This is a genomic window from Antribacter gilvus (assembly GCF_003946865.1).
GTDB lineage: Bacteria > Actinomycetota > Actinomycetes > Actinomycetales > Cellulomonadaceae > Antribacter > Antribacter gilvus.
Map to the genome: position 1 here is coordinate 607,174 of NZ_QXTH01000001.1, position 25,548 is coordinate 632,721.

Below are 25,548 nucleotides of genomic sequence, written 5' to 3' on the forward strand. Positions count from 1 at the left end.
ATTTCTTTGGTTCAGTTCTCGTGTCAACACACCGGTTGCCCTCAGGGGGGCGGCCCTGATCGAGGGAGTGCGTCATGGCTGAGGGTGGCATGTGGGGTCTGAATGTTTCGCAGGTTCGCGAGCTGGGTCAGCGTCTGACCCAGAAGGCGGAAGAGGTGGACCAGATCGTGAACCAGGTCTCGGCGCAGGTCGAGTCGGTCTCCTGGAAGGGCCCGGACGCGGAGCGCTTCAAGAACGAGTGGAACAGCCAGCACAAGACGGCGCTGAAGAAGGCCGCCGAGTCGCTGCGCGAGGCCGGCCGCAACGCGACGAAGAACGCTCAGATGCAGGAGCAGACCTCCAACCAGAGCTGATCCTGACGAGAGGCGCGGGACTCCAGGGGTTCCGCGCCTCTCGTGTGCCGCAGGTGGCCCGCGAGACGAGGGGTTCTCATGCCGTGAGACGGCCCTGTTCGCAGCGCGAGACGTGAGGCACAGTAGGAGGACTGGGGACCCCCGGTGGGTAAGGCGTGCCTCACCAGTCGATAGAATCGGCAGGGTCTCCCGCGGCCCTCGGCTGCGTGCGGCGGTCGGGCGAGCCGACCCGGGCCACCAGTCCTCGATCGGAAGGCGCACTCTCAGTGAGCACCACTCGTCCCTTGCGCGTCGCCGTCGTCGGCGCCGGTCCTGCCGGCATCTACGCGGCCGACATCCTGTCCAAGACCGACCTCGACGTGAGCATCGACCTCTTCGAGCGGCTGCCCGCACCGTTCGGCCTGGTCCGCTACGGCGTCGCGCCGGACCACCCGCGAATCAAGCAGATCATCGTCGCGCTGCACAAGGTGCTGTCGCGCGGCGACATCCGCCTGCTGGCCAACGTGGACTTCGGCGTGGACGTCAAGCTGGAGGACCTGCGGCAGTTCTACGACGCCGTGATCTTCTCCACCGGCTCCATCAAGGACGCTGAGCTGCCCATCCCGGGCATCGACCTCGAGGGCTCCTACGGTGCCGCCGACTTCGTCTCCTGGTACGACGGGCACCCGGACGTGCCCCGCACGTGGCCGCTGGAGCACAAGGAGGTCGCGGTGCTCGGCGCGGGGAACGTGGCGCTGGACGTGGCCCGCATCCTCGCGAAGCACGCGGACGACCTGCTGCCCACCGAGATCCCGGCGAACGTGTACGAGACCCTCAAGTCCTCGCCGGTCACCGACGTGCACGTGTTCGCGCGCCGCGGTCCCGCCCAGGCCAAGTTCTCGCCCCTCGAGCTGCGTGAGCTCGGTCACGTCCCGGACGTGGACGTGATCGTCTACCCGGAGGACTTCGACTTCGACGAGGGCTCCGAGGCGGCGATCAACTCGTCCAACCAGACCAAGCAGGTCGTGAAGACCCTCGTGGACTGGACCCTGAAGGACCCCGCGCAGAACACGGCCTCGCGCCGCCTGCACCTGCACTTCCTGCACGCCCCGACCGAGGTGCTCGGCGAGGACGGCAAGGTCGTGGGGCTGCGCACCGAGCGCACGGCCCTCCAGGGCGACGGCACCGTCAAGGGCACCGGCGAGTTCCGCGACTGGCCCGTCCAGGCCGTGTACCGCGCGGTCGGCTACTTCGGCTCGCCGCTCGCCGAGATCCCGTTCGACGAGGCCAAGGGCGTCATCACGAACCGCGAGGGCCGCGTGGTCGACCTGGACGGCGCGTTCGTCGAGGGCGTGTACGCGACCGGCTGGATCAAGCGCGGCCCGGTCGGCCTCATCGGCCACACCAAGTCGGACGCGTCGGAGACCGTTCGGCACCTCGTCGAGGACGTGACCGGAGTGGGCGACGGCGGTGACGTCTCGACCGGCGACCTGGCCGGCGGCCGCACCGCGCCGCAGGGCGACCCGCAGGCAGTCACCGGCTTCCTCGCGGACCGGGGCGTCGAGGTCATCGAGTGGACCGGCTGGGAGCTGCTCGACGCGCACGAGCGCGGCCTGGGCGAGGCCGAGGGGCGCCAGCGCGTCAAGGTCGTCCCGCGCGACGAGATGATCGCGATCGCGCGGGCGAGCGTCCGCGCCTGACGTTCGGCCCCTGGTGCCCGACGCCGGGTGGTGACCTTCCGTACGGAGGTGACCATCCGGCGTCGGGCATCATGCGTAGTGGGGAGGTCCCCGGAACCGGACGACGCGCCGGGACGTTCCGGAGGGTGGAAAGGACTTCGATGCACCAGCACTACAACGGGCTCAAGACGGCGGCGCTGTTCGGCGTCATGTGGGCCGCAGTCCTCGGGCTGTGGGCCCTGTTCGGCGCCCAGCGGCAACTGCTGCTCGTCTTCGTCCTGATCGGTCTCGGTACGACGGCCTACGGATACTGGAACTCGGCCAAGCTCGCGATCCGCGCCATGCACGCCTATCCCGTGACGGAGCTGCAGGCGCCGGAGATGCACCGGATCGTGCGCGAGCTGTCGAACGCTGCGCGGCAGCCGATGCCCAAGCTCTACATCTCGCCGACGCAGGCGCCCAACGCCTTCGCGACGGGCCGCAACCCGCAGAACGCGGCCGTCTGCTGCACCGAGGGCATCCTGCGGCTGCTCGACGAGCGGGAGCTGCGCGGGGTTCTCGGCCACGAGCTCATGCACGTGTACAACCGGGACATCCTGACGTCGTCGGTGGCGTCGGCGCTGGCGGGCGTGATCACGAGCCTGGCGCAGTTCCTCCTGTTCTTCGGCGGTGACCGCCGCGAGGGCGGCAACCCGCTCGCTGCGCTGGCCATGGCTTTCCTGGCCCCGGTGGCGGCGATGCTCATCCAGCTCGCGATCACCCGCACGCGCGAGTACGACGCGGACGAGGACGGCGCCCGGCTCACCGGCGACCCGCTCGCCCTCGCCTCGGCGCTGCGCAAGCTGGAGCGAGGCACCCAGCTGGCTCCCCTGCCCCAGAACCGCGACCTCACCAACGTGTCGCACCTGATGATCGCCAACCCGTTCCGGGGCGCCGGCCTGGCGCGGCTCTTCGCGACGCACCCGCCCATGGCGGACCGCATCTCGCGGCTCGAACGCATGGCCGGTGGCCCGGCCGGACCGGGCCGCGGGTTCACCGGCCCGGAGGACGCCCCGGACTGGGGCACGCCGCCTCGCTGACGGAGGCGGCGTGCCGGCGGGGCCGTGCCGGGCTGCTCAGGCTCCGCCCAGCACGGGTCCGTCCCCGTAGATCGCCGCCAGGTCGATGAGCAGGAGATCCTTGCGGCGGGCGGCGGCCGCCTGTACGTCCGGGTAGAACCCGTGGAGCGAGTAGAGCGCCAAGGTGGCGCTCTCGGCCCGGTGGCCGAGCTCGCCGAGCAGCTGGCGGATCCTCTCCAGTCGTTCGACGTCGCGCAGCCCTCGTGGAGCGATCGTCGCCTTGGCCTCGCCGATCAGAGCGATCTCGCTGTGTGCCGTGCGCGGCCGTGAGCCGGGCGCCAGCGCGAGGACGTCGACTTCGTGCTTGGTCTGTGCGGCACGGTCCGGAACCTCGGTGGCGCCGGTGGCGGAGAGCCTCAAGCCCGCCTCGTCATTGGCGTAGGCACGGGTCCAGCGGCGGCTCAGCTCCTCGAAGTGCGGCCCGAGAATCTTCGAGCTGAAGGTCGGCCGTGCCTCCCTCCAAGCGCGTTCGGCCTGCCCGTGCTCGATCAGGTCTACCGCCGGCAGCGCAACCAGCTGATTGAACCGGATCACCGGGTCTGCCACCGAGATCACAGGGTTGTTCTGCCTCAGCAGGTCCTGGTCCTTGCGTACGTATCCGGTTGAGGTGAGGACTTCGAGGGGTGCGACGACGGATGCCCGGTCACGATGCAGCGCTGCACCGATCTTGCTCGGCGTGGTGCCGCCCGTGGCAACAGCTGAGAGCAGGTCGTAGTAGAGGGTGCGGTGCGTGATCCTCGGGTCCTCGCGGAGGAGGAACTCCGCCTCTGAGCGTGCATAGAGGGCGCGGCCCGGGTCGAGAAGCGTCCGGCAGACCCAGGAGTCGAACTCGCCTGGAGTCTGTGGTGCGGCACCGGGTGCGAGCGGCCGATACCCGGGCGCGCCGCCGAGACACGCGTCGAGGTGGAGCGCAGTCTGACGATCGTCGATCTGCCAATGGCTTCTCGCCGTGCGTGCGCCGAACGGCGGCACCCGGAGGTCTACCACTGCGCGTCCCCGGAGTGGTTTGGTCCCGGAGAGGAGCTCGCCCATGACGCTGATCGCTGAGCCGCACAGCACGACACGACCGCCCGGTCCGTTTCCGGACTGTGACCGGTCGTAGAGAAGCTGCAGCAAGCCCGGGATCTCGGGGGAGTGCTGCAGCAGGTAGGGAAGCTCGTCGATCACAAGCATCGGGGTCCGTGCCGTCCGGTGAAGGACGTCCAGTGCCGTTGTCAGTGCGTCTTCCCAGGTGGCCAACATGAGAGAGGTGGCTGGCACCCCGGCGACCGCCGCGATCGCGCGGGTGAAACGGAGGAGCGACGGGACGCGTCCCTCCTCCTGGACCGCGGCGATGTACAAACCACCCGCCGCCTCTGTCAGCGCCTCCAGCAGGAAGGACTTCCCGCTTCTGCGGCGCCCGGACACGATCGCGATCCGCATCTGAGGTGACTCGTCTGCGGCGAAGTCAGCGAGCAGCCGCCATTCGCGCTCGCGATCGAGGATGCGGTCCGGTTTCACCAGGTCGACTGGCATGGTCCCTCCGTTCGAGCCCGATTGGATCCGTTAGTGTCAACCATAACGGATCTCGTTAGGGTTGGCCCTAACGAATCACCGAGGTCTGGGGTCCGTGCCGGTGCGTACGCCGACGTCGGCAGGTCCTAGCGAGGCGGACTACGGTTGTCCCAGACCCGGATCCCCTGTACCGAAGGAGCACGCCCATGGCCGACTCGTCGTTCGACATCGTCAGCAAGGTCGACCGCCAGGAGGTCGACAACGCCCTCAACCAGGCCTCCAAGGAGATCGCGCAGCGCTACGACTTCAAGAACGTCGGCGCGTCCATCACGTGGAGCGGCGAGGACATCCTCATGGTCGCAAACTCGCCCGAGCGCGTCCTCGCGATCCTCGACGTCTTCGAGACCAAGCTCGTCAAGCGCGGCATCTCGCTCAAGTCGATCGATGCGGGCGAGAAGGAGCCCAAGCCGTCGGGCAAGGAGTACCGCCTGGCCGCCTCCGTGAAGGAGGGCCTGTCCAGCGAGAACGCCAAGAAGATCACCAAGATCATCCGCGAGGAGGGTCCCAAGGGCGCCAAGACCCAGATCACGGGCGACGAGGTGCGCGTGTCCAGCAAGTCCCGCGACGACCTCCAGCAGGTCATCGCGCTGCTCAAGGGCGCCGACCTGGACGTGGCGCTGCAGTTCACGAACTACCGCTGACGGGCTGGTCGGCAGTTCCGCCCGCGGCCCGGTCGTTGCTCCCCCTCCGCCCGCGACCAGGTAGCTCTTCCCCGTCCGAGCGGCAGACGGGGAACAGCTACCTGGTCACCGGCGCGAGCGGGTCGCGCGGGACAGTCACCCGCCGTCCCGCTCCGCGACGTAGTGGATCGTCTGGGCCACGATGACGCCGTCCTCCACGACGAACGAGTCCACGCCGTCGCGGACCTCCGTCCGAGGGCCGCGGCCCTCCCAGCGCAGCAGGCCGAACCGGCCGTCGCTCACGACGTCCTCGTACCGGTAGCTGCCGTCCGGCAGGTACGTACCCAGCACGCCCGCGAGGAACCGCACGCCGTCGTGCCCGTGGCGCACCCCCTCGCCCCACGACAGCAGCACGACCTCGGGGGAGTAGTTCTCGGCGAGGTCGCGCTCGAGGTCCCCGGCGAGCCGGTACTCGAGGTGCGCCTCGATCACGTCCTGGGTGGTCCGCACCGTCCCAGTCGTACCGCGAGGCCCGCCTGCCCGCACCCGGGCACCCGCCTGCCCGCACCCGGGCACCCGCCTGCCCGCACGCGGGCGTCCCGGCACCCGGGCCCCGCGCCCGCCCACCCCTGCCTCGCCGCGTACCGTGTGCGCCATGAGCACCACCTCCCTTCCCAAGGTCGTCGCGACGGACCTCGACGGGACGCTCCTGCGCGACGACGGCACCGTCTCCCCGCGCACCCGCGCCGCCCTGGCCGCTGCCGAGGCCGCCGGGATCGAGGTCGTGTTCGTGACGGCCCGCCCACCCCGCACCCTCGCCCGGCTCGCCGACCTCGTGGGCGGCCACGGGCACGCCATCTGCTTCGGCGGCGGCGCGGTCTGGGACCTGGCGACAGGCTGCGCGCTCGAGTCCTGGGGGTTCGACGACGACGCGGTGCGGGCCCTCGCCGCCGGGCTGCGGGCCGCGATGCCGGACGTGGCGCTCGCGGTGGAGCGGGTCGACGGCGCCTCCTTCGACCCCCACTTCGTGGTGTCCCCGAGCTTCGAGGAGCCGGGGATGACGGCCGAGCGCAGCGCCGCCCTCGTCGAGGAGACGCTCGGCGGCGAGCCCGTCCTGAAGCTGCTCGCCCGGTCGGACGCCACCGACCCGGTGCGCCTCCAGGAGCTCGCCGCGACCGTGGTCGGCGACCGTGCGCACCTCGCCTACTCGGGCGCCGTCGGCCTCGCCGAGATCATGCCGCCCGGCGTCACCAAGTCCGCGGCGCTGGCCGGCTGGTGCGCACGCCTCGGGGTCGAGCCGGCCGACGTGTGGGCGTTCGGCGACATGCCCGTCGACCTGCCGATGCTGGAGTGGGCAGGCCGGGGCGTGGCCGTCGCCAACGCGCACCCGGACGTGCTCGCCCGCGTGCGCGACGTCGTCGGCTCGAACGAGGAGGACGGCGTCGCTGCCGCCATCGAGGCGGCGCTCGCCGCCCGCTGACCGCTCAGGCGCGCCGCAGGCGCGGCTGAGCCCGGGCGGTCCGCAGGCCGTCGACGGTGAGGATCACCAGGGCGACCCAGACGAGCGCGAAGCCGGCCCAGCGCACGGGCGGCATGTGCTCGTGGAACACGACCACGCCGAACAGGAACTGCAGCGCGGGCCCCAGGTACTGGAGCATCCCCACCACGGAGAGCGGGAGCCGTCGTGCGGCACCGCTGAACAGCAGCAGCGGGAGCGCGGTGATGATCCCCGACGACACCATGAGCAGAGCGTGGCCCGTCCCGTGCGCGCCGAACGCGCCGTCCGCCCCGAGCCAGATCAGGAACACCGCCGCGAACGGCGCGGCGACGGTGGTCTCGACCGCCAGGCCGGGCAGCGCGTGGACGGTGCGGCCCACACGGTTCTTGACGAGGCCGTAGACCCCGAACGTGCAGGCTAGCGTCAGGGCGATCCAGGGCAGGCCGCCGACGCCGAGCGAGATCACGACGACGGCCGCCGCGCCCGCGCCCACGGCGACCCACTGGGCACCCCGCAGCCGCTCCCGGAGCACGAACACGCCGAGCAGGACGGTGAGCAGGGGGTTGAGGAAGTAGCCGAGCGCGGCATCGAGCACCCGGTCGGTGAGGACGCCGTAGACGTAGACGGTCCAGTTGGCCACGATCAGCGCCGACGCCAGGGCGAGCGTCGCGAGCGTCCGCGGGTTCCGCAGTGCCGTCCAGTACGCCCCCAGGTGCCGGGTCGCGGCCAGGCCCACGAGACAGAACAGCAGGCTCCACACGATCCGGTGCGCGATGATCTCGAACGCGCCGGCCGGCGCGAGCAGCGGGAAGAACAGGGGCATGCCGCCCCAGATGAAGAAGGCGCCGATCCCGAGGGGCAGCCCCCAGCGGTCGGCGGCCACCCCGCTGCCCGACGGCGGAGCCTCCGCCGCGAGGCCCGTCGCGTCGGCCTGGGGCCCGGTGGGGGAGGGGATGCTCACCTCGCCACGATAGGTGCCCGGGACGACGACGGCGGTCCGCCGGCCGACCGGGTGCTGTGTGGCGCTGGTCACGCCACCGCCTGCGGATTCGATTTCGCCTCCGGGCCGTCGACACGTTAATGTTGGGCCCGCACCACGGCAGGTTGCCCGAGCGGCCAAAGGGATCTGACTGTAAATCAGACGCGTAAGCTTCGGGGGTTCGAATCCCTCACCTGCCACCCAGTGCTCAGAGGCCCGGAATCGTCAGATTCCGGGCCTCTAGTCATCCCCGGCCGGCGTGCGGAGCGGCGGCCTCGCCGACCTGGTCGGCAGGGCTGTCGGGGTGTGACGCAGGCCCGCCAGATCCGATTTCACACGTGCCCTCCGACCGTGTAATGTTCTACCCGCTGCCCCGATAGCTCAGTCGGTAGAGCGTCTCCATGGTAAGGAGAAGGTCAAGGGTTCGATTCCCTTTCGGGGCTCTGTGATGGTGCGCGGGGCCGCCCCCCGGAATATCGGCGGGGCGGCCTCGCGTTCATCACGTGCGGCGGGGTAGCTCAGCTGGTCAGAGCGCACGACTCATAATCGTGAGGTCGCGGGTTCGAGCCCCGCCCTCGCTACCAAGCACATCCTTCACGGTCCAGCCTGCCTGGATCACCGTACGGCGGCCGGAGTCGTACGGCCCGATACACACATGCGCCTCTCCGTGAGGCGCGAGAGGTGAGAACCATGGCAAGCAAGAGCGCCGACGTCCGCCCGAAGATCACGATGGCGTGCGTGGACTGCAAGGAGCGGAACTACATCACGAAGAAGAACCGCCGCAACGACCCCGACCGTCTCGAGCTGGCGAAGTTCTGCCCGCGCTGCGGCAAGCACACCGCGCACCGCGAGACTCGCTGATCTCGCTGCGGTAGCGACTCTTCACACCGACGTGGCGAACACTGTGCCCGACCCCGGCTTCGCCGGGCGCGAGTACCCGGCGACGAGCCCGTACTCCGTGGGCCGCGAGAAGATTCGCGAGTTCGCCTCAGCCGTCGGTGCGGCCCACCCCGCGCACCACGACTCCGTGGCAGCGCGGGGTCTCGGCTATCCGGACCTGGTGGCCCCCGCCACCTTCGCGGTGGTCGTGGCGCAGCGCGCCGAGGCGCAGTACGTCCAGGACCCGGCGGCCGGGATCGACTTCTCCCGTGTGGTCCACGCGGACGAGCGGTTCACGCACCACCGTCCCATCGTCGCCGGCGACGAGCTGGTGACGGTGCTGCACGTCGACTCCGTCGCGACACGCGGAGTGCTCTCGCTGGTCACCACCCGCTGCGAGATCTTCGCCGAGTCGGCCGACGGTACGCGCGAGCCCGTCTCCACGGTCACCTCCACGCTCGCGGTCCGGGGTGAGGACGCATGAGCGCGCAGGAGACCGCCGCGCCGCGGCTCGCCGACGTGGCCGTCGGTGACGTGATCGGCACCAGGACCGTCGAGCTGGACCGCTCCCGGCTGGTCCGCTACGCCGGTGCGAGCGGTGACTTCAACCCCATCCACTGGAACGACTCCTTCGCCGAGGGCGTGGGCCTGCCCGGCGTCATCGCGCACGGCATGCTCACCATGGGATCGGCCGTGGGTCTGGTCGAGGACTGGGCGGGCGATCCCGGCGCCGTCGTCGAGTACCGGACGCGCTTCACCCGGACCGTCCCGGTCCCCAACCCGGGCACCGCGCTGGTCGAGGTCACCGGCACGGTGGCCGCCGTCGACGCCGAGGCGGGCAGGGTCCGCGTGGACCTGACCGTCACGTCGGACGGGCAGGCGGTCCTGGGCCGCGCCCAGGTGCTCGTCCGCCTGGCCTGACCGGCGGACGGTCCCCTCACCAGTTCGGCGTCAGCCCCGGCACGTTCTGGGGCAACGGCAGGTCTACCGGCCGCACCACGTAGGTCAGGCCCCGGGTCGACCTCTGCCAGACCCGTTCGAGGTTCGCCCGCGGGTACACGCCCCGGACCAGGTCGTCCGAGGTCCGGTTCGGGTCGTTGACGATCGCGTCGCCGTCGGCCGTGAAGCCCACCAGCACGAACAGGTGCCCCTCGGTGCTGTAGCCGGCCTCGGGCAGGTCCTCCGCGGCCCACGACCCGGAGAGCACGAGCGGGATCCCGGCCTCGACGAACCTCTCCGCCTCCGCGAGGGACCGTAGCCGGGTCACGAACCCCACGAGCCCGAAGCGGTGCGCGTAGGCGGTGCTGAACGCCCAGTTCCCCGCGCCGCCGTACGCGTGGTCCCACGTGCCCAGAGCGGCGTGGGCGATCTGGGGGTCCGCCGGTGCGTCGATGCCGGTGAGATCCTCGGCGGGCACCGCATGGGCGTGCCCGTAGAAGTACTGCACCATCGTGACCGAGGTGGGTGAGCACCACACCGTCCCGCCCCCGCCGAACTCGGGGTACTCGCCGGAGTGGACCAGCTGGGAGAACGCCGGCACGTCGAGCTCGACGTGCCGCCCGAGCGTGAACGCGCTCGTCGCGGCGGCGGGGCCGGACGACGGCCCGGTGGTCAGGACGGCCACCTGGCGCAGGCCCGGCCCCGCGACCGAGCCCGCGGGCCGGTGCAGGACGACCCGTGTCCGGAAGGCCACGGGCTCGCGCCCCGCGCGGGCCACGTAGGTGTCGGTCGAGACCGCGGCGTCCTCGTCGTCCTGGCCGGTCACCGAGGCGCGGTGGACGTCGCCCGCGGCGTGGTCCGCGCCGGACGCCCAGCGCCCCAGGACGAACCATCTGGTCCAGCGACCGTCGGCGAGGCGTCCCTGCAGCTGCACCTCCACCCACGTCCCGGTGGGCGTCACCGCGTTCCACGACACCACGGTCTCGTGGACGGGGTAGCCCGCCTCGAGCGCCGGGGACGTCCAGGTCCCCGTCTCGTACGCCACGGGCGTGCCGTCGCCGAACGGGTCCGCGTACTGCGCGGGGGACCCGTCCGGCCCGAGGACGACCCCGGCCGCGTCAGGCAGCAGGTGCTCGGTGGTCCCGCCCGCGAGGCCCTCCGTGCCGGCCCAGGTGCTCAGCGTGATCATGGCGGGAAACCTGCCAGAGAACGGACGATCCACCCGGAAGGCGCGCGGTGCTAAGGTCGGCACCGATCCCACGGGTGCCCTCGCAAGGGCTGAGATCGGGCTGTTACGGCCCGGGACCGTCGAACCTGACCGGTTAGCACCGGCGTAGGAAGCAGGAGTTCTCTCATGGAGACAGCACAGTCCCGCACGCTCGCGTACGAGCACGACACCGAGGCCGGCCTGCGGGTGCCGGTGACCGAGATCGCCTTGGCGTCGTCGCCGGACGGCACGCCGAACCAGCCGGTGCGGGTGTACCGCACCGAGGGGCCGGGGGCCGATCCCGTGCGCGGGCTCCCCGGGCTCCGGGAGCCCTGGGTGGTGGCCCGGGGCGACACGGAGGAGTACGACGGACGACGGCGGGACCTCGCCGACGACGGACGGGGTGCCCTACGTCGCGGTGCGGCGTCGGAGGAGTGGCAGGGTGTCCGTCGTCGGCCCCGCCGTGCCGCCGAGGGCCGGACCATCACGCAGATGCACTACGCCCGCCGGGGCGAGATCACGCCGGAGATGCGGTTCGTCGCGCTGCGGGAGAGCTGCGACGTCGAGCTCGTGCGCAGCGAGGTCGCTGCGGGCCGGGCGATCATCCCGAACAACGTGAACCACCCCGAGTCCGAGCCGATGATCATCGGCAAGGCGTTCCTGGTGAAGATCAACGCGAACATCGGCAACTCGGCGGTGCACAGCTCCATCGCCGAGGAGGTCGAGAAGCTCGAGTGGGCCACCCGCTGGGGTGCCGACACGGTCATGGACCTGTCCACCGGTGATGACATCCACACCACCCGCGAGTGGATCCTGCGGAACTCGCCCGTGCCGATCGGCACGGTGCCGATCTACCAGGCCCTCGAGAAGGTGAACGGCGACGCCAGCGCGCTGACCTGGGAGATCTACCGGGACACGGTGATCGAGCAGTGCGAGCAGGGCGTCGACTACATGACCGTGCACGCGGGCGTGCTGCTGCGCTACGTGCCGCTCACCGCGGACCGCGTGACGGGCATCGTCTCCCGCGGCGGCTCGATCATGGCGGGCTGGTGCCTGGCGCACCACCAGGAGAACTTCACGTACACGCACTTCGACGAGCTGTGCGAGATCTTCGCCCGGTACGACGTCGCCTTCTCCCTCGGCGACGGCCTGCGACCCGGCTCTCTCGCCGACGCGAACGACGAAGCGCAGTTCGCGGAGCTCGACACGCTCGCCGAGCTGACGAAGCGGGCCTGGGCCTACGACGTCCAGGTCATGGTCGAGGGCCCCGGTCACGTCCCATTCCACCTGGTGCGGGAGAACGTCGAGCGGCAGCAGGAGCTGTGCGACGGCGCGCCGTTCTACACGCTCGGCCCGCTCGTCACGGACATCGCCCCCGGCTACGACCACATCACCTCCGCCATCGGGGCCACGGAGATCGCCCGGTACGGCACCGCGATGCTCTGCTACGTCACGCCCAAGGAGCACCTCGGGCTGCCGGACCGGGAGGACGTCCGGACCGGCGTCGTGACGTACAAGATCGCCGCCCACGCGGCCGACATCGCCAAGGGTCACCCGGGCGCGCGCGACCGGGACGACGCGCTGTCGAAGGCGCGCTTCGAGTTCCGCTGGCGGGACCAGTTCGCGCTCTCGCTGGACCCGGAACGGGCCCAGGAGTACCACGACGAGACGCTGCCGGCGGAGGCCGCGAAGACCGCGCACTTCTGCTCGATGTGCGGGCCCAAGTTCTGCTCGATGCGCATCTCGCAGGACATCCGCAGCGAGTTCGGCGGGATGTCGGAGCAGGAGCAGATCGCCGGCATGGCGGAGCGCTCCGAGGCCTTCCGCGAGGCGGGCTCGAGCGTCTACCTCCCGGAGCCCCGCGTCCGCTCCTGACCCGGACACGCCGAGGGAAAGCGCCGAGGTAGTGCGTTCGTCCGGCAGGGCCACGGGTTGACCGTGGCCCTGCCGGACGAACGCACTACCTCGGCGCTCTCGCCTGGCGGCGGCTAGAGCTCCGGCACCGGGCCCGTCGTCGTGCCCTGCACCAGGCCCACCTCCAGGGTGATGGTCTCCGGGTCGTCCCCCGCGAGGAGCGCGATGACGGCCCGGCCCAGGGCCTTGCCCTTCTCGGCCAGCGGCTGGTGCACGCTCGTCAGCACGTCGGGCGAGAGCCACGGCAGGTCGAGGCCGTCGAAGCCCGCGATCGAGACGTCCTCCGGGATGCGCAGCCCCAGCTCGCGGGCGGCGATGACGGCACCGGCGGCGAGGAGGTCGGAGTGCGCGAAGATCGCCGTCGGCCGCTCGGAGGTGGGCACCCACGCGCCGAGGATCTCCATGGCGGCGTCGCGCCCGTGCTCCACCAGCGAGGCGGGCGTCTCCCAGGACAGCACCGGCTGGATGACGTCGCGCACGCCGCCGAGGCGGTTGCGGGTGGGCGTGCGGTCGGCCTGTTCGAGGCGCTCGGGCGACACCGGCCCGGACCGCTCGTCCCGGCCGAAGGGCAGCGCGATCTCGGCGATGCGCGTGTGGCCGAGCTCCACGAGGTGCCGCACCGCCTCGGCCGTGCCACGACGGTCGTCGATCGTGACCAGGGGTGCACCAGGGACGGCACGGCCCTCGCCGATCACGACGGGCACACCCCGGCGTTGCAGGGCAGCCACGTTCGGGTCGTCGGTGAGGGCGCCCCACACCAGCACGGCCACGTCCATCGCGGCGGCCTCGACCAGCGGGTCGACGGCCGGCGGCAGGCCGACGGTCTCGAGCCCCGCCAGCTGCAGCGACCCCTGCGGCGTGCCGGGGACCAGCAGCACGCCGAGCCCCTGCTCGCCGATCGTGGACACCAGACCGTGCAGCACCTGGATCGACACGGGGTCGCGGAACGACCGGCCCAGCTGGTCCCCGATGAGGACGCCGACGATCCCGGAGCGGCCCGACCGCAGCTGACGACCCAGGGGATTGGGACCCGAGTACTCGAGGTCGCGCGCGGCCTGCAGCACCCGCTCGCGCGTCTCGGCGGTGATGGGCCCGGCACCCGAGAAGGCGAGCGACGCCGTGGAGACGGACACGCCTGCCAGCTCGGCTACCTTGGCCAGGGTCGGGCGGCTCCCGCGTTCTCGGCTCATCGAGGCTCCTCGGTGGCGTCGTCTGCGCGGCCGCCGGAATCCGCTGGACCGCACGCTGGTTGTCGTGTGTGCTGGTTGTCGAATCGTTGCGCGCCTCGTCGGCGACGGCGCGCCCGCCAGCGTACCCGCACGTCGGGCCGCTCGCCCTGAACCACGAGGAGTTTTGTGCCTATCACCCCCGGTGCTGCCCGCAGCGCCGCCTCCCCGTCCGCAGCCGCGGCCGCCCGTGCCGTGTTCGCGGTCTTCGCCGCGAGCGGCTTCGGCTTCGCGAGCTGGGCGTCCCGGCTCCCCGCCGTACGCGACGGCCTGACGTTCGGCGAGGGGGAGATGGGCCTCCTGCTCCTCACCGGAGCCATCGGCTCGGTGGTCGCCATCCCGCTGTCCGGCCTCGTGGTCGAGCGGCTGGGCACCTCCCGCACCGTGGTCGTCTTCGCCCTCACCTTCACCGTCGGCGTGGCGATCGCCGCGTTCGGCGTGCACAACGGAGACCACCTCGCGGTCCGGGCGGGCCTCGTGGTGTCCGGCGTGGGCGCCGGCGTCTGGGACGCCGGCATGAACCTGGAGGGCGCGGCCGTGGAGCAGCGGCTCGGCCGGGCCGTCATGCCGGTCTTCCACGCCGGGTTCTCGTTCGGCACCGTGCTCGGCGCGGGCGTGGGGGCGCTCGCGGCCCGCTTCGCCCTGCCCGTCGAGTGGCACGTCCCGGCAGCGGGGGTCGTGGCCCTTCTCACGGTCGTCGTGTCCGTCCGGTACTTCCTCCCCGAGCAGGTGCCCGACGCCGTTCGCGCGCCCCAGGCGCACCCCGTCGCCGGCACGGCGGCGCACCCGGGCTCGACGGCCGACATGCAGGCGGACCCGGCCGCCACCGCCCTGATCACCGCCCCGGCGGACCCTGCCGCCCCGGGCGAGCGACCGGCGTCGGGCGGCGAGGGCGGGCCGAAGGGCACTCGCGGCCTGCTCACGGCCTGGCGGGAGCCACGCACCCTGGCCGTGGGTCTCGTGGTGCTCGGCGCTGCCCTGACCGAGGGCGTGGCGAACGACTGGGTGGGCCTGGCCATCGTGGACGGCTTCCACGTTCCGGACTCCGTGGGGGCGCTCGGCCTGGCCGTGTTCCTCACCGCGATGACGACGGCGAGGCTGCTCGGCACGCGGGCCATCGACAGGTTCGGGCGGGTGGTGACCCTGCGGGTCTCCGCGGTGCTCGCGATCGTGGGTGTGGGCATCTTCGCTCTGGTGCCGTCGCTCTGGGTGGCGCTGGTGGGTGTCGGTCTCTGGGGTGCGGGTGCGGCCCTCGGGTTCCCCGTGGGCATGAGCGCGGCGTCGGACGACCCGGCGCGGGCGGCGATGCGCGTCGCCGTGGCGTCGACGATCGGGTACTCGGCGTTCTTCGTCGGCCCGCCGCTGATCGGCTTCCTCGCCGACGTCACCGGGTACCGGCTCGCCGTGCTCGTGCTCGCGCTCCCCGTGGCGCTCGGCCTCGTGGTCGCGGGAGCCGTGCGGCCTCTGCCGACGGCAGCGGGCTCGGCGCGCTGAGCCGTCCGGCAGGAGCAGGACCGCCGAGGTAGTGGGTTCGTGCGGGGTGACAGCCGGCATTCCTTGCTGTCACCCCGCACGAACGCACTACCTCGGCGATCTGTCGTGCTACCCGGCTACAGCGCCGAGCAGGTCGCAGTCAGCCCCGAGGAGCTCCCGTTCGCGAGGAAGCCTGCCGAGGCGGTGCCGCCGGCCGCGAGGCTGCCGTTCCACTGGGCGTTGGCGATGGTGTTGCCGCCCGAGAGCGTCCCGTTCCAGGCCTGCGTGATGGTGGTGCCGGCGACGGTGACCCGCCACCCGTTGATCGCGCCGGCGCCCGCGGTGACGCGGACCTCACCCTGGTAGCCGCCGCTCCACGAGTTGGTGACGACCACAGCGGCCGTGCACTGCCCGGCACCCGGCGTGGGCGTGGGGGTGGGCGTGGGCGTGGGGGTGGGCGTCGTGGGGGTCGGGGTGGGGGTCGGGGTGGGCGTCGGCGTCGGGTTCGGCGTGGGGGTCGTGTTGCCGCCGCCGATGTTGATGTCCGAGCACAGGTAGTACGGCTGGTCGAGGTGGCTGGCCTGCCAGACCGTGAAGAGCACCGCGCGGCCGCTGCGGCCCGTGAGGTTCACGTCGGTGACGTACGGCGACGTCGTCGGGTAGCGGCCGGTCTGCTTCACCAGGTCGAGGTCGTCCCACCCGAGCGCCTCGCGGGTCGGGTCGAAGCCCGCCTTGGAGACGTAGATGCGCAGGTAGTCGGCGCCGTGGTTGGCCCCGTCGGTGAGGGTCATCCTGAACTGCTGCGGCACGCCCTTGGCGATCCACGCGCCCGGGTTGTCGAGGGAGGCGTAGAGGCCGCCCTGGGTGCGGCCGCCCGAGCAGAGTTGGCCGTTCGGGATGACCTGCTCGTGCCGGCCGCCCACGCCCTCGCGGAAGAGGCCGTTCCAGTTCCACATGGTGTTGGGGTTGGCCTGCCAGGCCTGCCAGCACATCGGGTCCGTCTGCTGCATCGTGGGGTTCATGTGGTCGGCGCCCCAGCGCTCCCAGCAGCCGTAGTTGCGGGTGGGCGGATCGGTGACCGACCCGTGGGCGGCGGCCGTGGGAGCCACGACGGTCGCGGCCACCATCGGGGCCAGTACCGCCACCGTCAGGATGGCGGCGAAATTGCGTAGTCGCGTGCGGATGGACATCACATTCCTCCAGGGTTGGGGCTCGGGCCGCGGACGGCCGGTGTGCCACGCAGAGGGACGACGGCGTCTTCGGCAGTCCCTCGGCGTGTCGAGCCCCACCTTGGGGACGCAATTCGGACAGGACCAGCCTGTGAACCGTTTAACCTCGGCCCGGGGCCCCCAGGGCGTCCTGGGTGAAACTGCCGAAGCGTGCGTGCCGTGCGGCGGGCGCCCGGACGAGCGGGTCAGCACGCCACGCCGGTCATGTGCAGAACATCGGCAGACCTCACCCCCTCTATGTCGAGAATGTGCACAAGGTCTCGGCACTCGGTAGATAGGCTTGCAGGGTGAGGCTTTACCCGTCGCAGACCGTCGTCCCCAGTCTTGCCGACCTGACCACCCTCCGGGTCGGCGGGCCGGCCGCTTCCTATGTCGAGGCGGTCCACGAAGAAGACCTCGTCGCCGCAGTTCAGGAGGCTGACGACGAGGGTGTGCCCCTGTTGGTGGTGGGCGGCGGGTCCAACCTGCTCGTGGCCGACGAGGGCTTCGACGGGGTCGTGGTGCGTGACGCGCGCTCGGGCATCCGGGTCGAGTCCGCCGACTCGTGCGGCGGCGCCGTGGTGTCCGCCCCGGCCGGCCAGTCCTGGGACGAGCTCGCGCAGCGCGCCGTCGAGGAGGGCTGGGTGGGTGTCGAGTCGCTGTCGGGCATCCCCGGCACCGTGGGTGCCGTGCCGGTCCAGAACGTCGGGGCGTACGGCCAGGAGGTGGCGGGCGTGATCGCCGCGGTGCGCACCTGGGACCGGGCGGAGCGGCGCAAGCGCACCTTCGCGGTCGGCGAGCTCGACTTCGGCTACCGCACCTCGCTGCTCAAGCGCTCGATGCACGTCTCGTCACGTCCGGTCGACCCGCAGGCACCCTGGTACCCGTCGCCGCGCTACGTGGTCCTCGAGGTCCAGTTCCAGTTCCGCCTCGGCTCGATGTCGGCGCCGGTGGGGTACTTCGAGCTGGCGCGCCGTCTCGGCGTGGAGGTGGGACAGAAGGCGCCGTCGTCGGACGTGCGGGAGGCGGTGCTCGCGCTGCGCGCCGGCAAGGGCATGCTGCTCGACACCCCGGCCCCCGGCGGCGACCCGGACCATGACCGCTGGAACTCGGGGTCCTTCTTCACCAACCCGGTCGTGCCCGTCGAGCACATGGACCGGCTGCCGGCGGACGCCCCGCGGTACCCGGTGCGCAACGCTCTACCGACCACGTCGACCGGCCCGGCCCTCGGCGCCGTGGACTCCGGCGTGGTCAAGACGAGCGCCGCCTGGCTCATCGAGCACGCCGGCTTCGGCAAGGGCTTCGGCCTCGCGGGCGAGCGCAGCCCCGCGCGCCTGTCGACCAAGCACACGCTCGCCATGACGAACCGCGGCGGGGCGCGGGCCGACGACGTCGTGGCGCTCGCCCGTGCCGTCCGCGACGGCGTGCGCGACCGCTTCGGCGTGACGCTGGTCCCCGAGACGGTCCTGGTGGGCGTCACCCTCTGACGGGGGCGACCCTCAGTAGACGATGACGGCGGTGCCCTGGGGGGCACCCCACGAGTCCCAGATCCAGTTCATCGCGGAGTTCGACACGCGCACGCACCCGTGCGACGCGGGGTGGGGCGGGATGGATCCGGACCCGTGCACGGCGATGCCGCCCGAGAAGAACTTGGGCCGCCACATGTCGCCCAGCTCCAGGGTCGACGAGTGCATCCCGTCGACCTGCCGGCCCACCGCGAAGCTCCCGCGCGGGGTGGAGGCCCGGTAGCTCCGGCCCTGTGCCTCGAACCTCTCGCCGTTGCCCGACGACGCGTTGATGACGCGCACCACCTGGCCGTTCTCGACGGCGAGCAGGAGCTGGCGGTCGAGATCGATCTCGATCACCTTGCCCTGGGACGACCGGGCCTGCGGGCGGACGCCCTGGTCGAGCGCCGCCTGGGTCTGCGGTCCGACGATGCCGTCGCGGTAGAGGCCCGCGGACTTCTGGAGCGCCCAGACCGCCTGCTGCGTGTTGTGCCCGAAGTCGCCGTCCACGTCGGTGATGAAGTACCCGAGGTCGGCCAGCCGCTGCTGCAGGGCGGCGACGCGCTCGCCCTGCGCGCCGGACGCGAGATCGGCCGGCGGCTCGGGGGCGGGCGGGGGCGGCGGTGCCGCCCCGGGCGGCGGCGTCGAGGCGGTAGGGCTCGGGGCGGGCGTCGCCTCGGGCGTGGGGGTGTCCGACGGCGTCGGGCTGGGCTCCGGCGTCGGCTCCGTGGTGGTCTCCGTGGGAGACGGCTCGGGCGACGGGCTCCTGCTGGGCTCCGCGGAAGGGCTGGCCGACGGGGAGGTGGTGGCGGTCGGGCTCTGCCCGCCCGCCTCGGATACCCCGGTGCCGCAGGCCGCGAGAAGCCCGGCCCCGAGCGCGGCGGCGCTCACCGCGCCGATCGCGCGCAGCGTGCCCGCGGCTCGTCGTGCGTCCCTCATGTCCGTTCCCCTCACAGAGTCGTCGACGCGAAGGACGCGCCTGCCGGCGCGTCCCTGCTTCCCTGTGTCTAACAGACGCGCGGCGCGCCGAAGACGTTGTCCCCTCGCGGCGTGGCGTTCGTCACCAAATCGTGACGGGATTGTCCATTTCAGATCGGACTCGGTCAGGGTCCGCAGGCCCGGCGTCGTCCGGGGCGGGCTGCGCGAGCCAGCCCTCGACGCCGGCGAGCAGCCGCGCCTTGGTGGACGACGACGCCCGGCTCGCCCTGATCGACGACCTCGCCAGGGCGGCGAGCTCCCCGTCCGAGAAGCCGTGCACGTTCCGGGCCGTCTCGTACTGGGCCACGAGACGCGAGCCGAAGAGCAGCGGGTCGTCCGCGCCGAGCGCCACCTGCGCCCCTGCCTCCACGAGCGTCCGCAGCGGGACCTCGCCCGCGTCGTGATACACGCCCAGGCCGACGTTCGACGCCGGGTTCACCTCGAGGCTCACGCCCTGCTCGACGATCTCGGCCAGGACCCGCGGATCCTCCACCGCCCGGACACCGTGCCCGAGGCGGTCCGGGACCAGCTCGTGGAGCACCTCCCGGACGTGGTCCGGCCCGAGCAGCTCGCCGCCGTGGGGTACGGCGGCCAGCCCGGCCCGCCGGGCGATGTCGAACGCCGGCCCGAACTCGGCGGTATGACCGCGGCGCTCGTCGTTCGACAGACCGAAGCCCACGACCTCTCCGGAGCCTTCGCCCGCGTACCGCGCTGCCAGCCGGGCCAGGGTGCGCGCGTCCAGCGGGTGCCGCATCCGGGAGGCTGCCACGATCACCGCGACCTCGGACCCGTGAGCGCGGCTCGCCTCGCGTGCGGCGTCGAGGACGATCTCCACGGCCGGCGTGATGCCGCCGACGAAGGGCGCGTACGACGTCGGGTCGACCTGGAGCTCCAGCCTGCCGGAGCCCTCCGCCGCGTCGTCCGCCGCGGCCTCGTCGACCAGCCGGCGCATGTCCGCCTCGGAGCGCACGCACGACCGCGCGGCGTCGTACAGGCGCTGGAACCGGAACCAGCCGCGCTCGGTCGCGGGCACGCGGAGCGGGTCGTCGTCGACGAGCGCCTCCGGCAGGCGCACGCCGTGCTGCGCGGCGAGGTCGACGAGGGTCGCGACCCGCATCGAGCCCGTGAAGTGGAGGTGGAGGTGAGCCTTCGGCAAGGCGGCCAGATCCCGCATCCGTGAAGTATGGCGAACGGGCGTCGCCCCGGCACCTGCAGGTGTGATCTGCATCGTCCCCGCTTGTACCATTCGTCGCATCGTTGCTACGGGCGGGGGAGCATGGCGCAGGCGGGGAGGGCCGGTGGCCCTGTCGGATGGGTGGTGCTCGCCGTGATCGGCTGCGCCGCGCTGAGCGGCTTCGCCCGGGCAGCAGAGGGCGGGCCGACCGAACCCGGGGCGCCCGGCGCCCTGCCCGCCGCGGCCTCCGACGGCAGGCCCGACGCCGGCTGGGTCGCCGACACAGCCCGCGCCACCGACGTCCCCGCCCGCGCCCTGGAGGCGTACGCCCGAGCCGATCTCACCCTCGCCGCGGCGGAGCCGGGCTGCGGGCTCCGGTGGGCCCTCCTCGTCGGTGTGGGCTCCGTCGAGTCCGGCCACGGCACCTACGGCGGCTCCGCGGTGCACGACGACGGACTCGCCCACCCGCCCATCCTGGGGCCCGCGCTCGACGGCAGGCCCGGCTTCGCCTCGATCCCCGCCTCGCCCGCCTCCACCGCGATGCACGGCGACCCCGTGTGGGACCACGCCGTCGGCCCGCTCCAGTTCCTGCCGTCCACCTGGGACCGCTGGGGCTCCGACGGCGACGGGGACGGCGACCGCGACCCGCACGACCTCGACGACGCGGCGCTCGCAGCCGGCCGCTACCTCTGCGCGTCCGGCGGAGACCTCACCACCGACGACGGGCTCCGGCGCGCGCTCCTCGCGTACAACCGGTCCGTCGAGTACGGCGAGCTCGTCCGGGCGAGGGCCTCCGCGGCGGCGAAGGCCGCGGACTGACGCGGCGCCTCAGATCCAGCCGCGCTCGCGGGCGACCGTCACAGCGGCCGTCCGGTCCGTGACGCCCAGCTTGGCGAACGCCCGGATGAGGTGCGTCTTGACGGTGGCCTCGGCGATGTACAGCTCGCGCCCCACCTCCACGTTCGACAGCCCCCGCGCCACGAGCGTCAGCACCTGGGTCTCGCGCGCCGTAGGCCGCTCGGCGACGGTGCGGACCGTCGACACGAGCCGGGTCGCGACGCTCGGGGCGAGCACGGTCTCGCCACGCGCCGCCGCCTGGACGCCCGCGACCAGGTCGGCCCGGGGCGTGTCCTTCAGCAGGTACCCCGTGGCGCCCGCCTCGACTGCCCGGAGGATGTCGCCGTCCGTGTCGTAGGTGGTGAGGACCACGACCCGGGGGCGCACCCCGCGTGTCCGGTCGCCCGCCAGGATCGCCGCCGTCGCGGCCACGCCGTCCAGCACCGGCATGCGGAGGTCCATGAGCACGACGTCGGGCGCCAGCTCGGCGGCCAGCGTCACGGCCTCGGCGCCGTTCGCCGCCTCGCCGACGACGTCCAGGTCCGGCTCCACCGACAGCATCCCCACCAGACCCGACCGCACCACAGGGTGGTCGTCGACCACCAGCACGCGGATCATGCGGCGCCTCCCGGCAGCGCCGCGCGGAGGGTCGTCCCTCCGGGGGTACCGGGGCCGACGTCGAGCGTCCCGCCCGCCTCCGTCACTCTCGTCCGCATGCCGGCGAGCCCGAAGCCGTCGGTCGCGTCCTCGGGGAGGCCGCGGCCGTCGTCGGACACGGTGAGGACGGTGCGGTCACCCTCCTGCGCCAGCCGCACGACGACGGAGCTCGCCCCGGCGTGGCGCCGCACGTTGGCGAGCGCCTCCTGGGCCGCGCGAAGGAGCACCACCTCGGTGGGCGCGGAGAGGGGCGGGACGCCGTCGGCGTGGACGTCGACGCGGACGCCCGTCTCGGCGCCGAAGCGCGAGCCCAGACGGGCGAGCGCCTGGGGCAGCGACGCGTCCTGGAGCGGAACGGGAGCGAACGCCGCGACCAGGGCGCGGGCCTCCGCGAGGTTGTCCCGGCCCGTCTCCTCGACGATCCGGAGCCGCTCGCGCGCGGCGCCGTCGTCGCCGCGGTCCAGGGCCGCAGCGGCCGCCTGTGCCTGCATGACCACGCTGGTGAAGCCCTGGGCGAGGGTGTCGTGGATCTCGCGGGCGAGGCGCTCGCGCTCGGCGAGCGCGCCCGCCTCGTGGTTCGACCGCGCGAGCTCGGCCTGGGCCGCGCGCAGCTCGCCCCAGAGGCGCGCGTGCTCGTCGGCCCGCCGCATGGTCACCGACGTCCACAGGCCGAGGCCGACGGCGAACACCAGCGCCACCAGCAGCTGCGGCGCGACGTGGACCAGGGTGGGCAGGTCGAAGCCGTCCTCGGCCGCGAGACCCACCGCGATGGCCACCGTGAAGATCACGCACCCGATCACCGAGCGCCGGAACGGCTCCAGCAGCATCCAGATGTGGGTGAAGGCGATGAACAGCAGGAACTGCGCCGCGCCGCTCTGCGTCACGGCCACGGCCGTGCCGACGATCAGGACGGCGACGTAGGCGGTCGCGTGCCGCTGGTCACGGGACCGGGCAGCAGGCCCACCCCACACGACATACGCGGCGACGATCGCCCCGAGGGCGCCGTAGACCAGGGCGAGGCGCTCGCCGCGGAGACCCTGGAACCAGAGCGAGGCCGCGGTGAGCAGCATGATCCCCGCGAAGGCGACGTCCCACCAGACCACCTGGCGGCCCCAGTTGTCGTAGGGGCCGCCCGGGGCCGGCTCGTCGTCGGGCCCCGGGTGCGACCACCAGGTGCGCGACGACGAGCCGGCGCGCTCAGCCGTCGTCACGGCGCCGCCACCGGAAGGTGCGCGTGCCCACGACGAGTCCGACCAGGAGCCATGCGGCCAGTACAGCAGCCGTGAGGCCGTGCTGCCAGGTCCCGGTCTGCTCGAGCGTGGCGAGGTCCTCGGGCAGGAAGACGGACCGCATGCCCTGGGCCAGCCAGCGCAGCGGGAAGACGGACGCGATCGTCTGGAGCCAGCTCGGCAGCGTGTAGAAGGGGAAGAACACGCCCGAGATGAACTGGAGGACGAGGACCACCGGCGTCACCACCGCCGTCGCTGACCGGCCGGACCGGGGGACCGACGAGAACGCCACGCCCAGCACCGTCCCCGCCGCGGTCCCGAGAACGTAGACCCAGGCGAAGGTGAACCAGCGGCCGACGTCGGTGGGGAGCGCCACGTCGAACACGAGCGCGGCGAGCGCGAGCAGGAGCGCCGTCTGGAGGGCGGACGTCACGAGGACCTGCGCCACCTTGCCGAGGAAGTAGGCCGACGCCGGCAGCGGGGTGGCGCGCAGCCGCTTGAGCGTGCCGTCGTCGCGCTCCACGGCGATCGAGATCGCCATCGACTGGAAGCTCGTGAGCATGACGCCCGTGGCGATCATGCCGGGCAGGAAGTACTGCGCGAAGTTGACGGTGACGTCCCCGATCCCCTCGGCCTCCTTGCCGAACACCGTGGCGAACAGCGCCAGCATCACGAGCGGGTACAGGAAGAGGAAGATCACGGCGTCGCGCTCGCGGACGAACGAGCGCAGCTCCACTCCCGCGCGGACGAGCGCGAGCGTGCCGATGCCGGGGAGCCGGGCCGGGCCGGGCTGCGGCGCGGCGGGAATGACGGTTCTGGTCTCGGGCGATGCGGTCATGACGCCACCTTCGTGGTCTCGGGGGCTGCGCCGATCAGGTCGAGGTACACGTCCTCGAGGCTCGGCCGGGTCACCTGCAGGCCGGGGACCTCGCCGTCCGGCCCGGCCGTCTCGCGGGCGAGGCGGGCGACGAGCTCGGTCGGGCGCTCGGTGCGCTCGGACCGCGGCTCACCGTCCTGGGTCCACCGCACGACCGGGGTACGGGCCTCGGCGCCGCCCAGGGTGCCGGGCGGCCCCTCGGCCACCAGGGCGCCGTCGTGCACCACCAGCACCCGGTCCGCGAGCTGTGCCGCCTCGTCCAGGTAGTGGGTGGTGAGGAGGATCGTGGTGCCGCCGTCGCGCAGGGACTCCACGAGGTCCCAGAAGGACCGGCGGGCCTGCGGGTCGAAGCCGGTGGTCGGCTCGTCCAGGAAGAGCAGCTCCGGGCCGCCCACGATGCCGAGCGCGACGTCGAGGCGCCGGCGCTGGCCCCCGGAGAGGCTGCGCACGCGGGTGCGCGCCTTCTCGCCGAGGCCCACGGCGGCGATCACGTCGTCGGGGTCCCGCGGGGCGGGGTAGTAGCGGGCGGTGGCGCGGATCGTCTCCGCGACGGTGAGCTCGCCCAGGTCGCGGGACTCCTGGGTCACCACGCCGAGGCGTGCGCGCCAGTCCCGCCCCGCGTGGGCGGGGTCCTGGCCCAGGACGGCGACCTCCCCCGCGTCCCGCTCGCGGAAGCCCTCGAGGATCTCCACGGTGGTGGTCTTCCCGGCGCCGTTGGGGCCGAGCACCGCGACGATCTCGCCGCGGTCGATGTCCAGGTCCAGGCCGGCGACGGCGTGCTTGAAGCCGGCGCGTGGAGTGCCGTACCGCTTGCGCAGACCGCGCACCCGCACGGCCCTGCCCGACGAGATGGTGCCCGTTGTGTCCATGCCTCCACGATGGTCCGAGGATGGGCTGCGGCGGGACCCTCGCCTGGTGGAACGCCCGTCAACCGGTCGGTGGACGGGCGCGACGAGGCTGGTTCGACCCAGGGGCCCGGGTGCCGTACAGTTGTGCCTCGGTGATTGACGTCCGCGATGCTGGAGCGCGCCCAGGGAGACCTGAGTCGTTCGGCGGAAAGATGTCAAGCAGCGAAGGGTAGTGGCGCAATTGGTAGCGCAGCGGTCTCCAAAACCGCAGGTTGCAGGTTCGAGTCCTGTCTACCCTGCCAGCGTGATCCCCAGCGGGGCCGCGCGCAGCGGGGCCACGCACGTGGCTTCGGCAACGCCAGTCCGCGCCGCCGCCAGGCGGTGCACACCGTGTCACGGAGTGGGGTACACCAGTGAGCGAGTCGCCGGCTGAGGCCGTGGGAGCACCGGCCGAACGCGCCGCGGAGCGCCCGTCCAACGGGCGTCCCAACGTGTTTTCCCGGATCGTCATCTTCGTCCGCCAGGTTGTGGCGGAGCTGAAGAAGGTCGTCGCACCCACTCGTTCGGAGCTGATGACCTACACCTCCGTGGTGCTGGTGTTCCTGCTCGTGGTGATGCTCTTCGTGACGGTGCTGGACTTCGGCATCTCCAAGCTCGTCTTCTGGGTCTTCGGCGGCTGACGCCGGACACCGGTCGCCCCTCGTGGGCGACGCCCGGCCCTGACGGCCAGGCCAGTGGGCGTGCACGACGAGCGCCGTCCGGCGGCGTCGCGAGACAATTCTCGTCGTAAACGCACACAGGTGCCGGGGCGCAGCCC

25 protein-coding genes, 4 tRNA genes and 1 riboswitch are annotated in these 25,548 nt (G+C 72.5%); of the genes, 17 read left to right on the forward strand and 12 right to left on the reverse strand.

Going from position 1 to position 25,548, the window contains the following annotated elements:
• Positions 1 to 74: 74 nt before the first annotated feature.
• From D1350_RS02550 to htpX, 3 genes are all read left to right on the forward strand, one after another.
• Positions 75 to 353, forward strand: a complete 279-nt coding sequence (locus D1350_RS02550; protein WP_125773502.1) for a WXG100 family type VII secretion target — start codon at positions 75 to 77, stop codon at positions 351 to 353.
• Positions 354 to 619: 266 nt separating this feature from the next.
• Positions 620 to 2,032 carry an FAD-dependent oxidoreductase gene (locus tag D1350_RS02555; RefSeq protein WP_125773504.1) on the forward strand — a complete coding sequence of 471 codons (1,413 nt, stop codon included), beginning with the start codon at positions 620 to 622 and terminating at the stop codon, positions 2,030 to 2,032.
• A gap of 140 nt (positions 2,033 to 2,172) precedes the next feature.
• Entirely contained in the window at positions 2,173 to 3,090 is a 918-nt protein-coding gene (htpX, locus tag D1350_RS02560; protein WP_125773506.1) for a zinc metalloprotease HtpX, read from the forward strand.
• A 36-nt stretch (positions 3,091 to 3,126) separates the two neighbouring features.
• Here the strand turns inward: htpX and D1350_RS02565 are convergent, their stop codons facing one another.
• Positions 3,127 to 4,644: an ATP-binding protein gene (locus D1350_RS02565; RefSeq protein WP_125773508.1), complete on the reverse strand. Its 1,518-nt coding sequence runs from the start codon at positions 4,642 to 4,644 to the stop codon at positions 3,127 to 3,129.
• Positions 4,645 to 4,829: 185 nt separating this feature from the next.
• On the opposite strand from D1350_RS02565, the gene D1350_RS02570 reads away from it, so the two are divergent.
• Positions 4,830 to 5,324: a YajQ family cyclic di-GMP-binding protein gene (locus tag D1350_RS02570; RefSeq protein ID WP_125773510.1), complete on the forward strand. Its 495-nt coding sequence runs from the start codon at positions 4,830 to 4,832 to the stop codon at positions 5,322 to 5,324.
• Between the two features lie 135 nt (positions 5,325 to 5,459).
• On the opposite strand, the gene D1350_RS02575 is transcribed toward D1350_RS02570, so the two are convergent.
• Positions 5,460 to 5,960, reverse strand: a complete 501-nt coding sequence (locus D1350_RS02575; RefSeq protein WP_125773512.1) for a nuclear transport factor 2 family protein — start codon at positions 5,958 to 5,960, stop codon at positions 5,460 to 5,462.
• Here D1350_RS02575 and D1350_RS02580 point away from each other — a divergent pair.
• Complete coding sequence (locus tag D1350_RS02580; protein WP_125773514.1) at positions 5,959 to 6,783, forward strand: HAD family hydrolase; 825 nt, start codon at positions 5,959 to 5,961, stop codon at positions 6,781 to 6,783. The genes D1350_RS02575 and D1350_RS02580 overlap by 2 nt on opposite strands.
• A gap of 4 nt (positions 6,784 to 6,787) precedes the next feature.
• Here D1350_RS02580 and rarD read toward each other — a convergent pair whose 3' ends face one another.
• Complete coding sequence (rarD, locus tag D1350_RS02585; protein WP_240643854.1) at positions 6,788 to 7,684, reverse strand: EamA family transporter RarD; 897 nt, start codon at positions 7,682 to 7,684, stop codon at positions 6,788 to 6,790.
• A gap of 215 nt (positions 7,685 to 7,899) precedes the next feature.
• Between rarD and D1350_RS02590 the strand changes: the two genes are divergently transcribed.
• From D1350_RS02590 to D1350_RS02615, 6 genes are all read left to right on the forward strand, one after another.
• Positions 7,900 to 7,980, forward strand: a tRNA-Tyr gene (locus tag D1350_RS02590).
• A gap of 170 nt (positions 7,981 to 8,150) precedes the next feature.
• Positions 8,151 to 8,223, forward strand: a tRNA-Thr gene (locus D1350_RS02595).
• Positions 8,224 to 8,287: 64 nt separating this feature from the next.
• Positions 8,288 to 8,364, forward strand: a tRNA-Met gene (locus D1350_RS02600).
• A 106-nt stretch (positions 8,365 to 8,470) separates the two neighbouring features.
• Positions 8,471 to 8,641 (forward strand): 50S ribosomal protein L33, encoded by a 171-nt coding sequence (gene rpmG / locus D1350_RS02605; protein ID WP_125773515.1) that lies wholly within the window; start codon positions 8,471 to 8,473, stop codon positions 8,639 to 8,641.
• Positions 8,642 to 8,672: 31 nt separating this feature from the next.
• Positions 8,673 to 9,143 carry an FAS1-like dehydratase domain-containing protein gene (locus D1350_RS02610; protein WP_420807791.1) on the forward strand — a complete coding sequence of 157 codons (471 nt, stop codon included), beginning with the start codon at positions 8,673 to 8,675 and terminating at the stop codon, positions 9,141 to 9,143.
• A complete protein-coding gene (locus tag D1350_RS02615) occupies positions 9,140 to 9,580 on the forward strand; it encodes a MaoC family dehydratase (RefSeq protein WP_125773517.1) in 441 nt (146 codons plus the stop codon). Before D1350_RS02610 ends, D1350_RS02615 begins: the two co-directional genes overlap by 4 nt.
• 16 nt (positions 9,581 to 9,596) lie before the next feature.
• On the opposite strand, the gene D1350_RS02620 is transcribed toward D1350_RS02615, so the two are convergent.
• The gene (locus D1350_RS02620) at positions 9,597 to 10,787 is read right to left on the reverse strand and encodes a C39 family peptidase (RefSeq protein WP_125773519.1); all 1,191 of its coding nucleotides are present in this window, start codon (positions 10,785 to 10,787) and stop codon (positions 9,597 to 9,599) included.
• Between the two features lie 62 nt (positions 10,788 to 10,849).
• A riboswitch (TPP riboswitch) is annotated at positions 10,850 to 10,955 on the forward strand.
• Between D1350_RS02620 and thiC the strand changes: the two genes are divergently transcribed.
• Complete coding sequence (thiC, locus tag D1350_RS02625; protein WP_125773521.1) at positions 10,953 to 12,680, forward strand: phosphomethylpyrimidine synthase ThiC; 1,728 nt, start codon at positions 10,953 to 10,955, stop codon at positions 12,678 to 12,680. It overlaps the preceding riboswitch by 3 nt.
• A gap of 113 nt (positions 12,681 to 12,793) precedes the next feature.
• Here thiC and D1350_RS02630 read toward each other — a convergent pair whose 3' ends face one another.
• Positions 12,794 to 13,909, reverse strand: a complete 1,116-nt coding sequence (locus tag D1350_RS02630) for a LacI family DNA-binding transcriptional regulator (protein ID WP_125773523.1) — start codon at positions 13,907 to 13,909, stop codon at positions 12,794 to 12,796.
• A 165-nt stretch (positions 13,910 to 14,074) separates the two neighbouring features.
• Between D1350_RS02630 and D1350_RS02635 the strand changes: the two genes are divergently transcribed.
• A complete protein-coding gene (locus D1350_RS02635) occupies positions 14,075 to 15,439 on the forward strand; it encodes an MFS transporter (RefSeq protein WP_240643831.1) in 1,365 nt (454 codons plus the stop codon).
• A 116-nt stretch (positions 15,440 to 15,555) separates the two neighbouring features.
• On the opposite strand, the gene D1350_RS24700 is transcribed toward D1350_RS02635, so the two are convergent.
• Positions 15,556 to 16,608, reverse strand: coding sequence for a lytic polysaccharide monooxygenase (locus D1350_RS24700; protein ID WP_125773525.1), 1,053 nt, complete (start codon positions 16,606 to 16,608; stop codon positions 15,556 to 15,558).
• A 326-nt stretch (positions 16,609 to 16,934) separates the two neighbouring features.
• Between D1350_RS24700 and D1350_RS02645 the strand changes: the two genes are divergently transcribed.
• Positions 16,935 to 18,113, forward strand: coding sequence for a UDP-N-acetylmuramate dehydrogenase (locus D1350_RS02645; RefSeq protein WP_125773527.1), 1,179 nt, complete (start codon positions 16,935 to 16,937; stop codon positions 18,111 to 18,113).
• Positions 18,114 to 18,125: 12 nt separating this feature from the next.
• Here D1350_RS02645 and D1350_RS02650 read toward each other — a convergent pair whose 3' ends face one another.
• Both D1350_RS02650 and D1350_RS02655 read right to left on the reverse strand, forming a co-directional pair.
• Positions 18,126 to 19,070 carry a L,D-transpeptidase family protein gene (locus D1350_RS02650; protein WP_125773529.1) on the reverse strand — a complete coding sequence of 315 codons (945 nt, stop codon included), beginning with the start codon at positions 19,068 to 19,070 and terminating at the stop codon, positions 18,126 to 18,128.
• A 121-nt stretch (positions 19,071 to 19,191) separates the two neighbouring features.
• Positions 19,192 to 20,283 carry an adenosine deaminase gene (locus D1350_RS02655; RefSeq protein ID WP_125773531.1) on the reverse strand — a complete coding sequence of 364 codons (1,092 nt, stop codon included), beginning with the start codon at positions 20,281 to 20,283 and terminating at the stop codon, positions 19,192 to 19,194.
• 144 nt (positions 20,284 to 20,427) lie between these two features.
• Between D1350_RS02655 and D1350_RS02660 the strand changes: the two genes are divergently transcribed.
• Positions 20,428 to 21,102 carry a lytic murein transglycosylase gene (locus D1350_RS02660; protein WP_125773533.1) on the forward strand — a complete coding sequence of 225 codons (675 nt, stop codon included), beginning with the start codon at positions 20,428 to 20,430 and terminating at the stop codon, positions 21,100 to 21,102.
• Between the two features lie 9 nt (positions 21,103 to 21,111).
• Here D1350_RS02660 and D1350_RS02665 read toward each other — a convergent pair whose 3' ends face one another.
• The 4 genes from D1350_RS02665 to D1350_RS02680 are packed head-to-tail and all read right to left on the reverse strand — an operon-like array spanning position 21,112 to position 24,752.
• Positions 21,112 to 21,738 carry a response regulator gene (locus D1350_RS02665; RefSeq protein ID WP_125773535.1) on the reverse strand — a complete coding sequence of 209 codons (627 nt, stop codon included), beginning with the start codon at positions 21,736 to 21,738 and terminating at the stop codon, positions 21,112 to 21,114.
• Positions 21,735 to 22,988: a sensor histidine kinase gene (locus D1350_RS02670; RefSeq protein ID WP_240643832.1), complete on the reverse strand. Its 1,254-nt coding sequence runs from the start codon at positions 22,986 to 22,988 to the stop codon at positions 21,735 to 21,737. Before D1350_RS02670 ends, D1350_RS02665 begins: the two co-directional genes overlap by 4 nt.
• The gene (locus D1350_RS02675) at positions 22,975 to 23,844 is read right to left on the reverse strand and encodes an ABC transporter permease (protein WP_125773537.1); all 870 of its coding nucleotides are present in this window, start codon (positions 23,842 to 23,844) and stop codon (positions 22,975 to 22,977) included. Before D1350_RS02675 ends, D1350_RS02670 begins: the two co-directional genes overlap by 14 nt.
• Entirely contained in the window at positions 23,841 to 24,752 is a 912-nt protein-coding gene (locus D1350_RS02680) for an ABC transporter ATP-binding protein (protein ID WP_125773539.1), read from the reverse strand. Before D1350_RS02680 ends, D1350_RS02675 begins: the two co-directional genes overlap by 4 nt.
• Positions 24,753 to 24,957: 205 nt before the next feature.
• Here D1350_RS02680 and D1350_RS02685 point away from each other — a divergent pair.
• Both D1350_RS02685 and secE read left to right on the forward strand, forming a co-directional pair.
• Positions 24,958 to 25,033, forward strand: a tRNA-Trp gene (locus D1350_RS02685).
• A gap of 111 nt (positions 25,034 to 25,144) precedes the next feature.
• Entirely contained in the window at positions 25,145 to 25,411 is a 267-nt protein-coding gene (secE, locus tag D1350_RS02690; protein WP_125773541.1) for a preprotein translocase subunit SecE, read from the forward strand.
• Positions 25,412 to 25,548 lie beyond the last annotated feature (137 nt).

Excerpts from the sequence above, each read along its gene's own strand:
- D1350_RS02550 (WP_125773502.1), top strand. The coding sequence starts at position 75 with ATGGCTGAGGGTGGCATGTGGGGTCTGAATGTTTCGCAGGTTCGCGAG.
- htpX (WP_125773506.1), top strand. The coding sequence starts at position 2,173 with ATGCACCAGCACTACAACGGGCTCAAGACGGCGGCGCTGTTCGGCGTC.
- D1350_RS02565 (WP_125773508.1), bottom strand. The coding sequence starts at position 4,644 with ATGCCAGTCGACCTGGTGAAACCGGACCGCATCCTCGATCGCGAGCGC.
- D1350_RS02570 (WP_125773510.1), top strand. The coding sequence starts at position 4,830 with ATGGCCGACTCGTCGTTCGACATCGTCAGCAAGGTCGACCGCCAGGAG.
- D1350_RS02580 (WP_125773514.1), top strand. The coding sequence starts at position 5,959 with ATGAGCACCACCTCCCTTCCCAAGGTCGTCGCGACGGACCTCGACGGG.
- D1350_RS02575 (WP_125773512.1), bottom strand. The coding sequence starts at position 5,960 with ATGGCGCACACGGTACGCGGCGAGGCAGGGGTGGGCGGGCGCGGGGCC.
- rpmG (WP_125773515.1), top strand. The coding sequence starts at position 8,471 with ATGGCAAGCAAGAGCGCCGACGTCCGCCCGAAGATCACGATGGCGTGC.
- D1350_RS02615 (WP_125773517.1), top strand. The coding sequence starts at position 9,140 with ATGAGCGCGCAGGAGACCGCCGCGCCGCGGCTCGCCGACGTGGCCGTC.
- D1350_RS02620 (WP_125773519.1), bottom strand. The coding sequence starts at position 10,787 with ATGATCACGCTGAGCACCTGGGCCGGCACGGAGGGCCTCGCGGGCGGG.
- thiC (WP_125773521.1), top strand. The coding sequence starts at position 10,953 with ATGGAGACAGCACAGTCCCGCACGCTCGCGTACGAGCACGACACCGAG.
- D1350_RS02630 (WP_125773523.1), bottom strand. The coding sequence starts at position 13,909 with ATGAGCCGAGAACGCGGGAGCCGCCCGACCCTGGCCAAGGTAGCCGAG.
- D1350_RS24700 (WP_125773525.1), bottom strand. The coding sequence starts at position 16,608 with ATGTCCATCCGCACGCGACTACGCAATTTCGCCGCCATCCTGACGGTG.
- D1350_RS02650 (WP_125773529.1), bottom strand. The coding sequence starts at position 19,070 with ATGAGGGACGCACGACGAGCCGCGGGCACGCTGCGCGCGATCGGCGCG.
- D1350_RS02655 (WP_125773531.1), bottom strand. The coding sequence starts at position 20,283 with ATGCGGGATCTGGCCGCCTTGCCGAAGGCTCACCTCCACCTCCACTTC.
- D1350_RS02665 (WP_125773535.1), bottom strand. The coding sequence starts at position 21,738 with ATGATCCGCGTGCTGGTGGTCGACGACCACCCTGTGGTGCGGTCGGGT.
- D1350_RS02675 (WP_125773537.1), bottom strand. The coding sequence starts at position 23,844 with ATGACCGCATCGCCCGAGACCAGAACCGTCATTCCCGCCGCGCCGCAG.
- D1350_RS02680 (WP_125773539.1), bottom strand. The coding sequence starts at position 24,752 with ATGGACACAACGGGCACCATCTCGTCGGGCAGGGCCGTGCGGGTGCGC.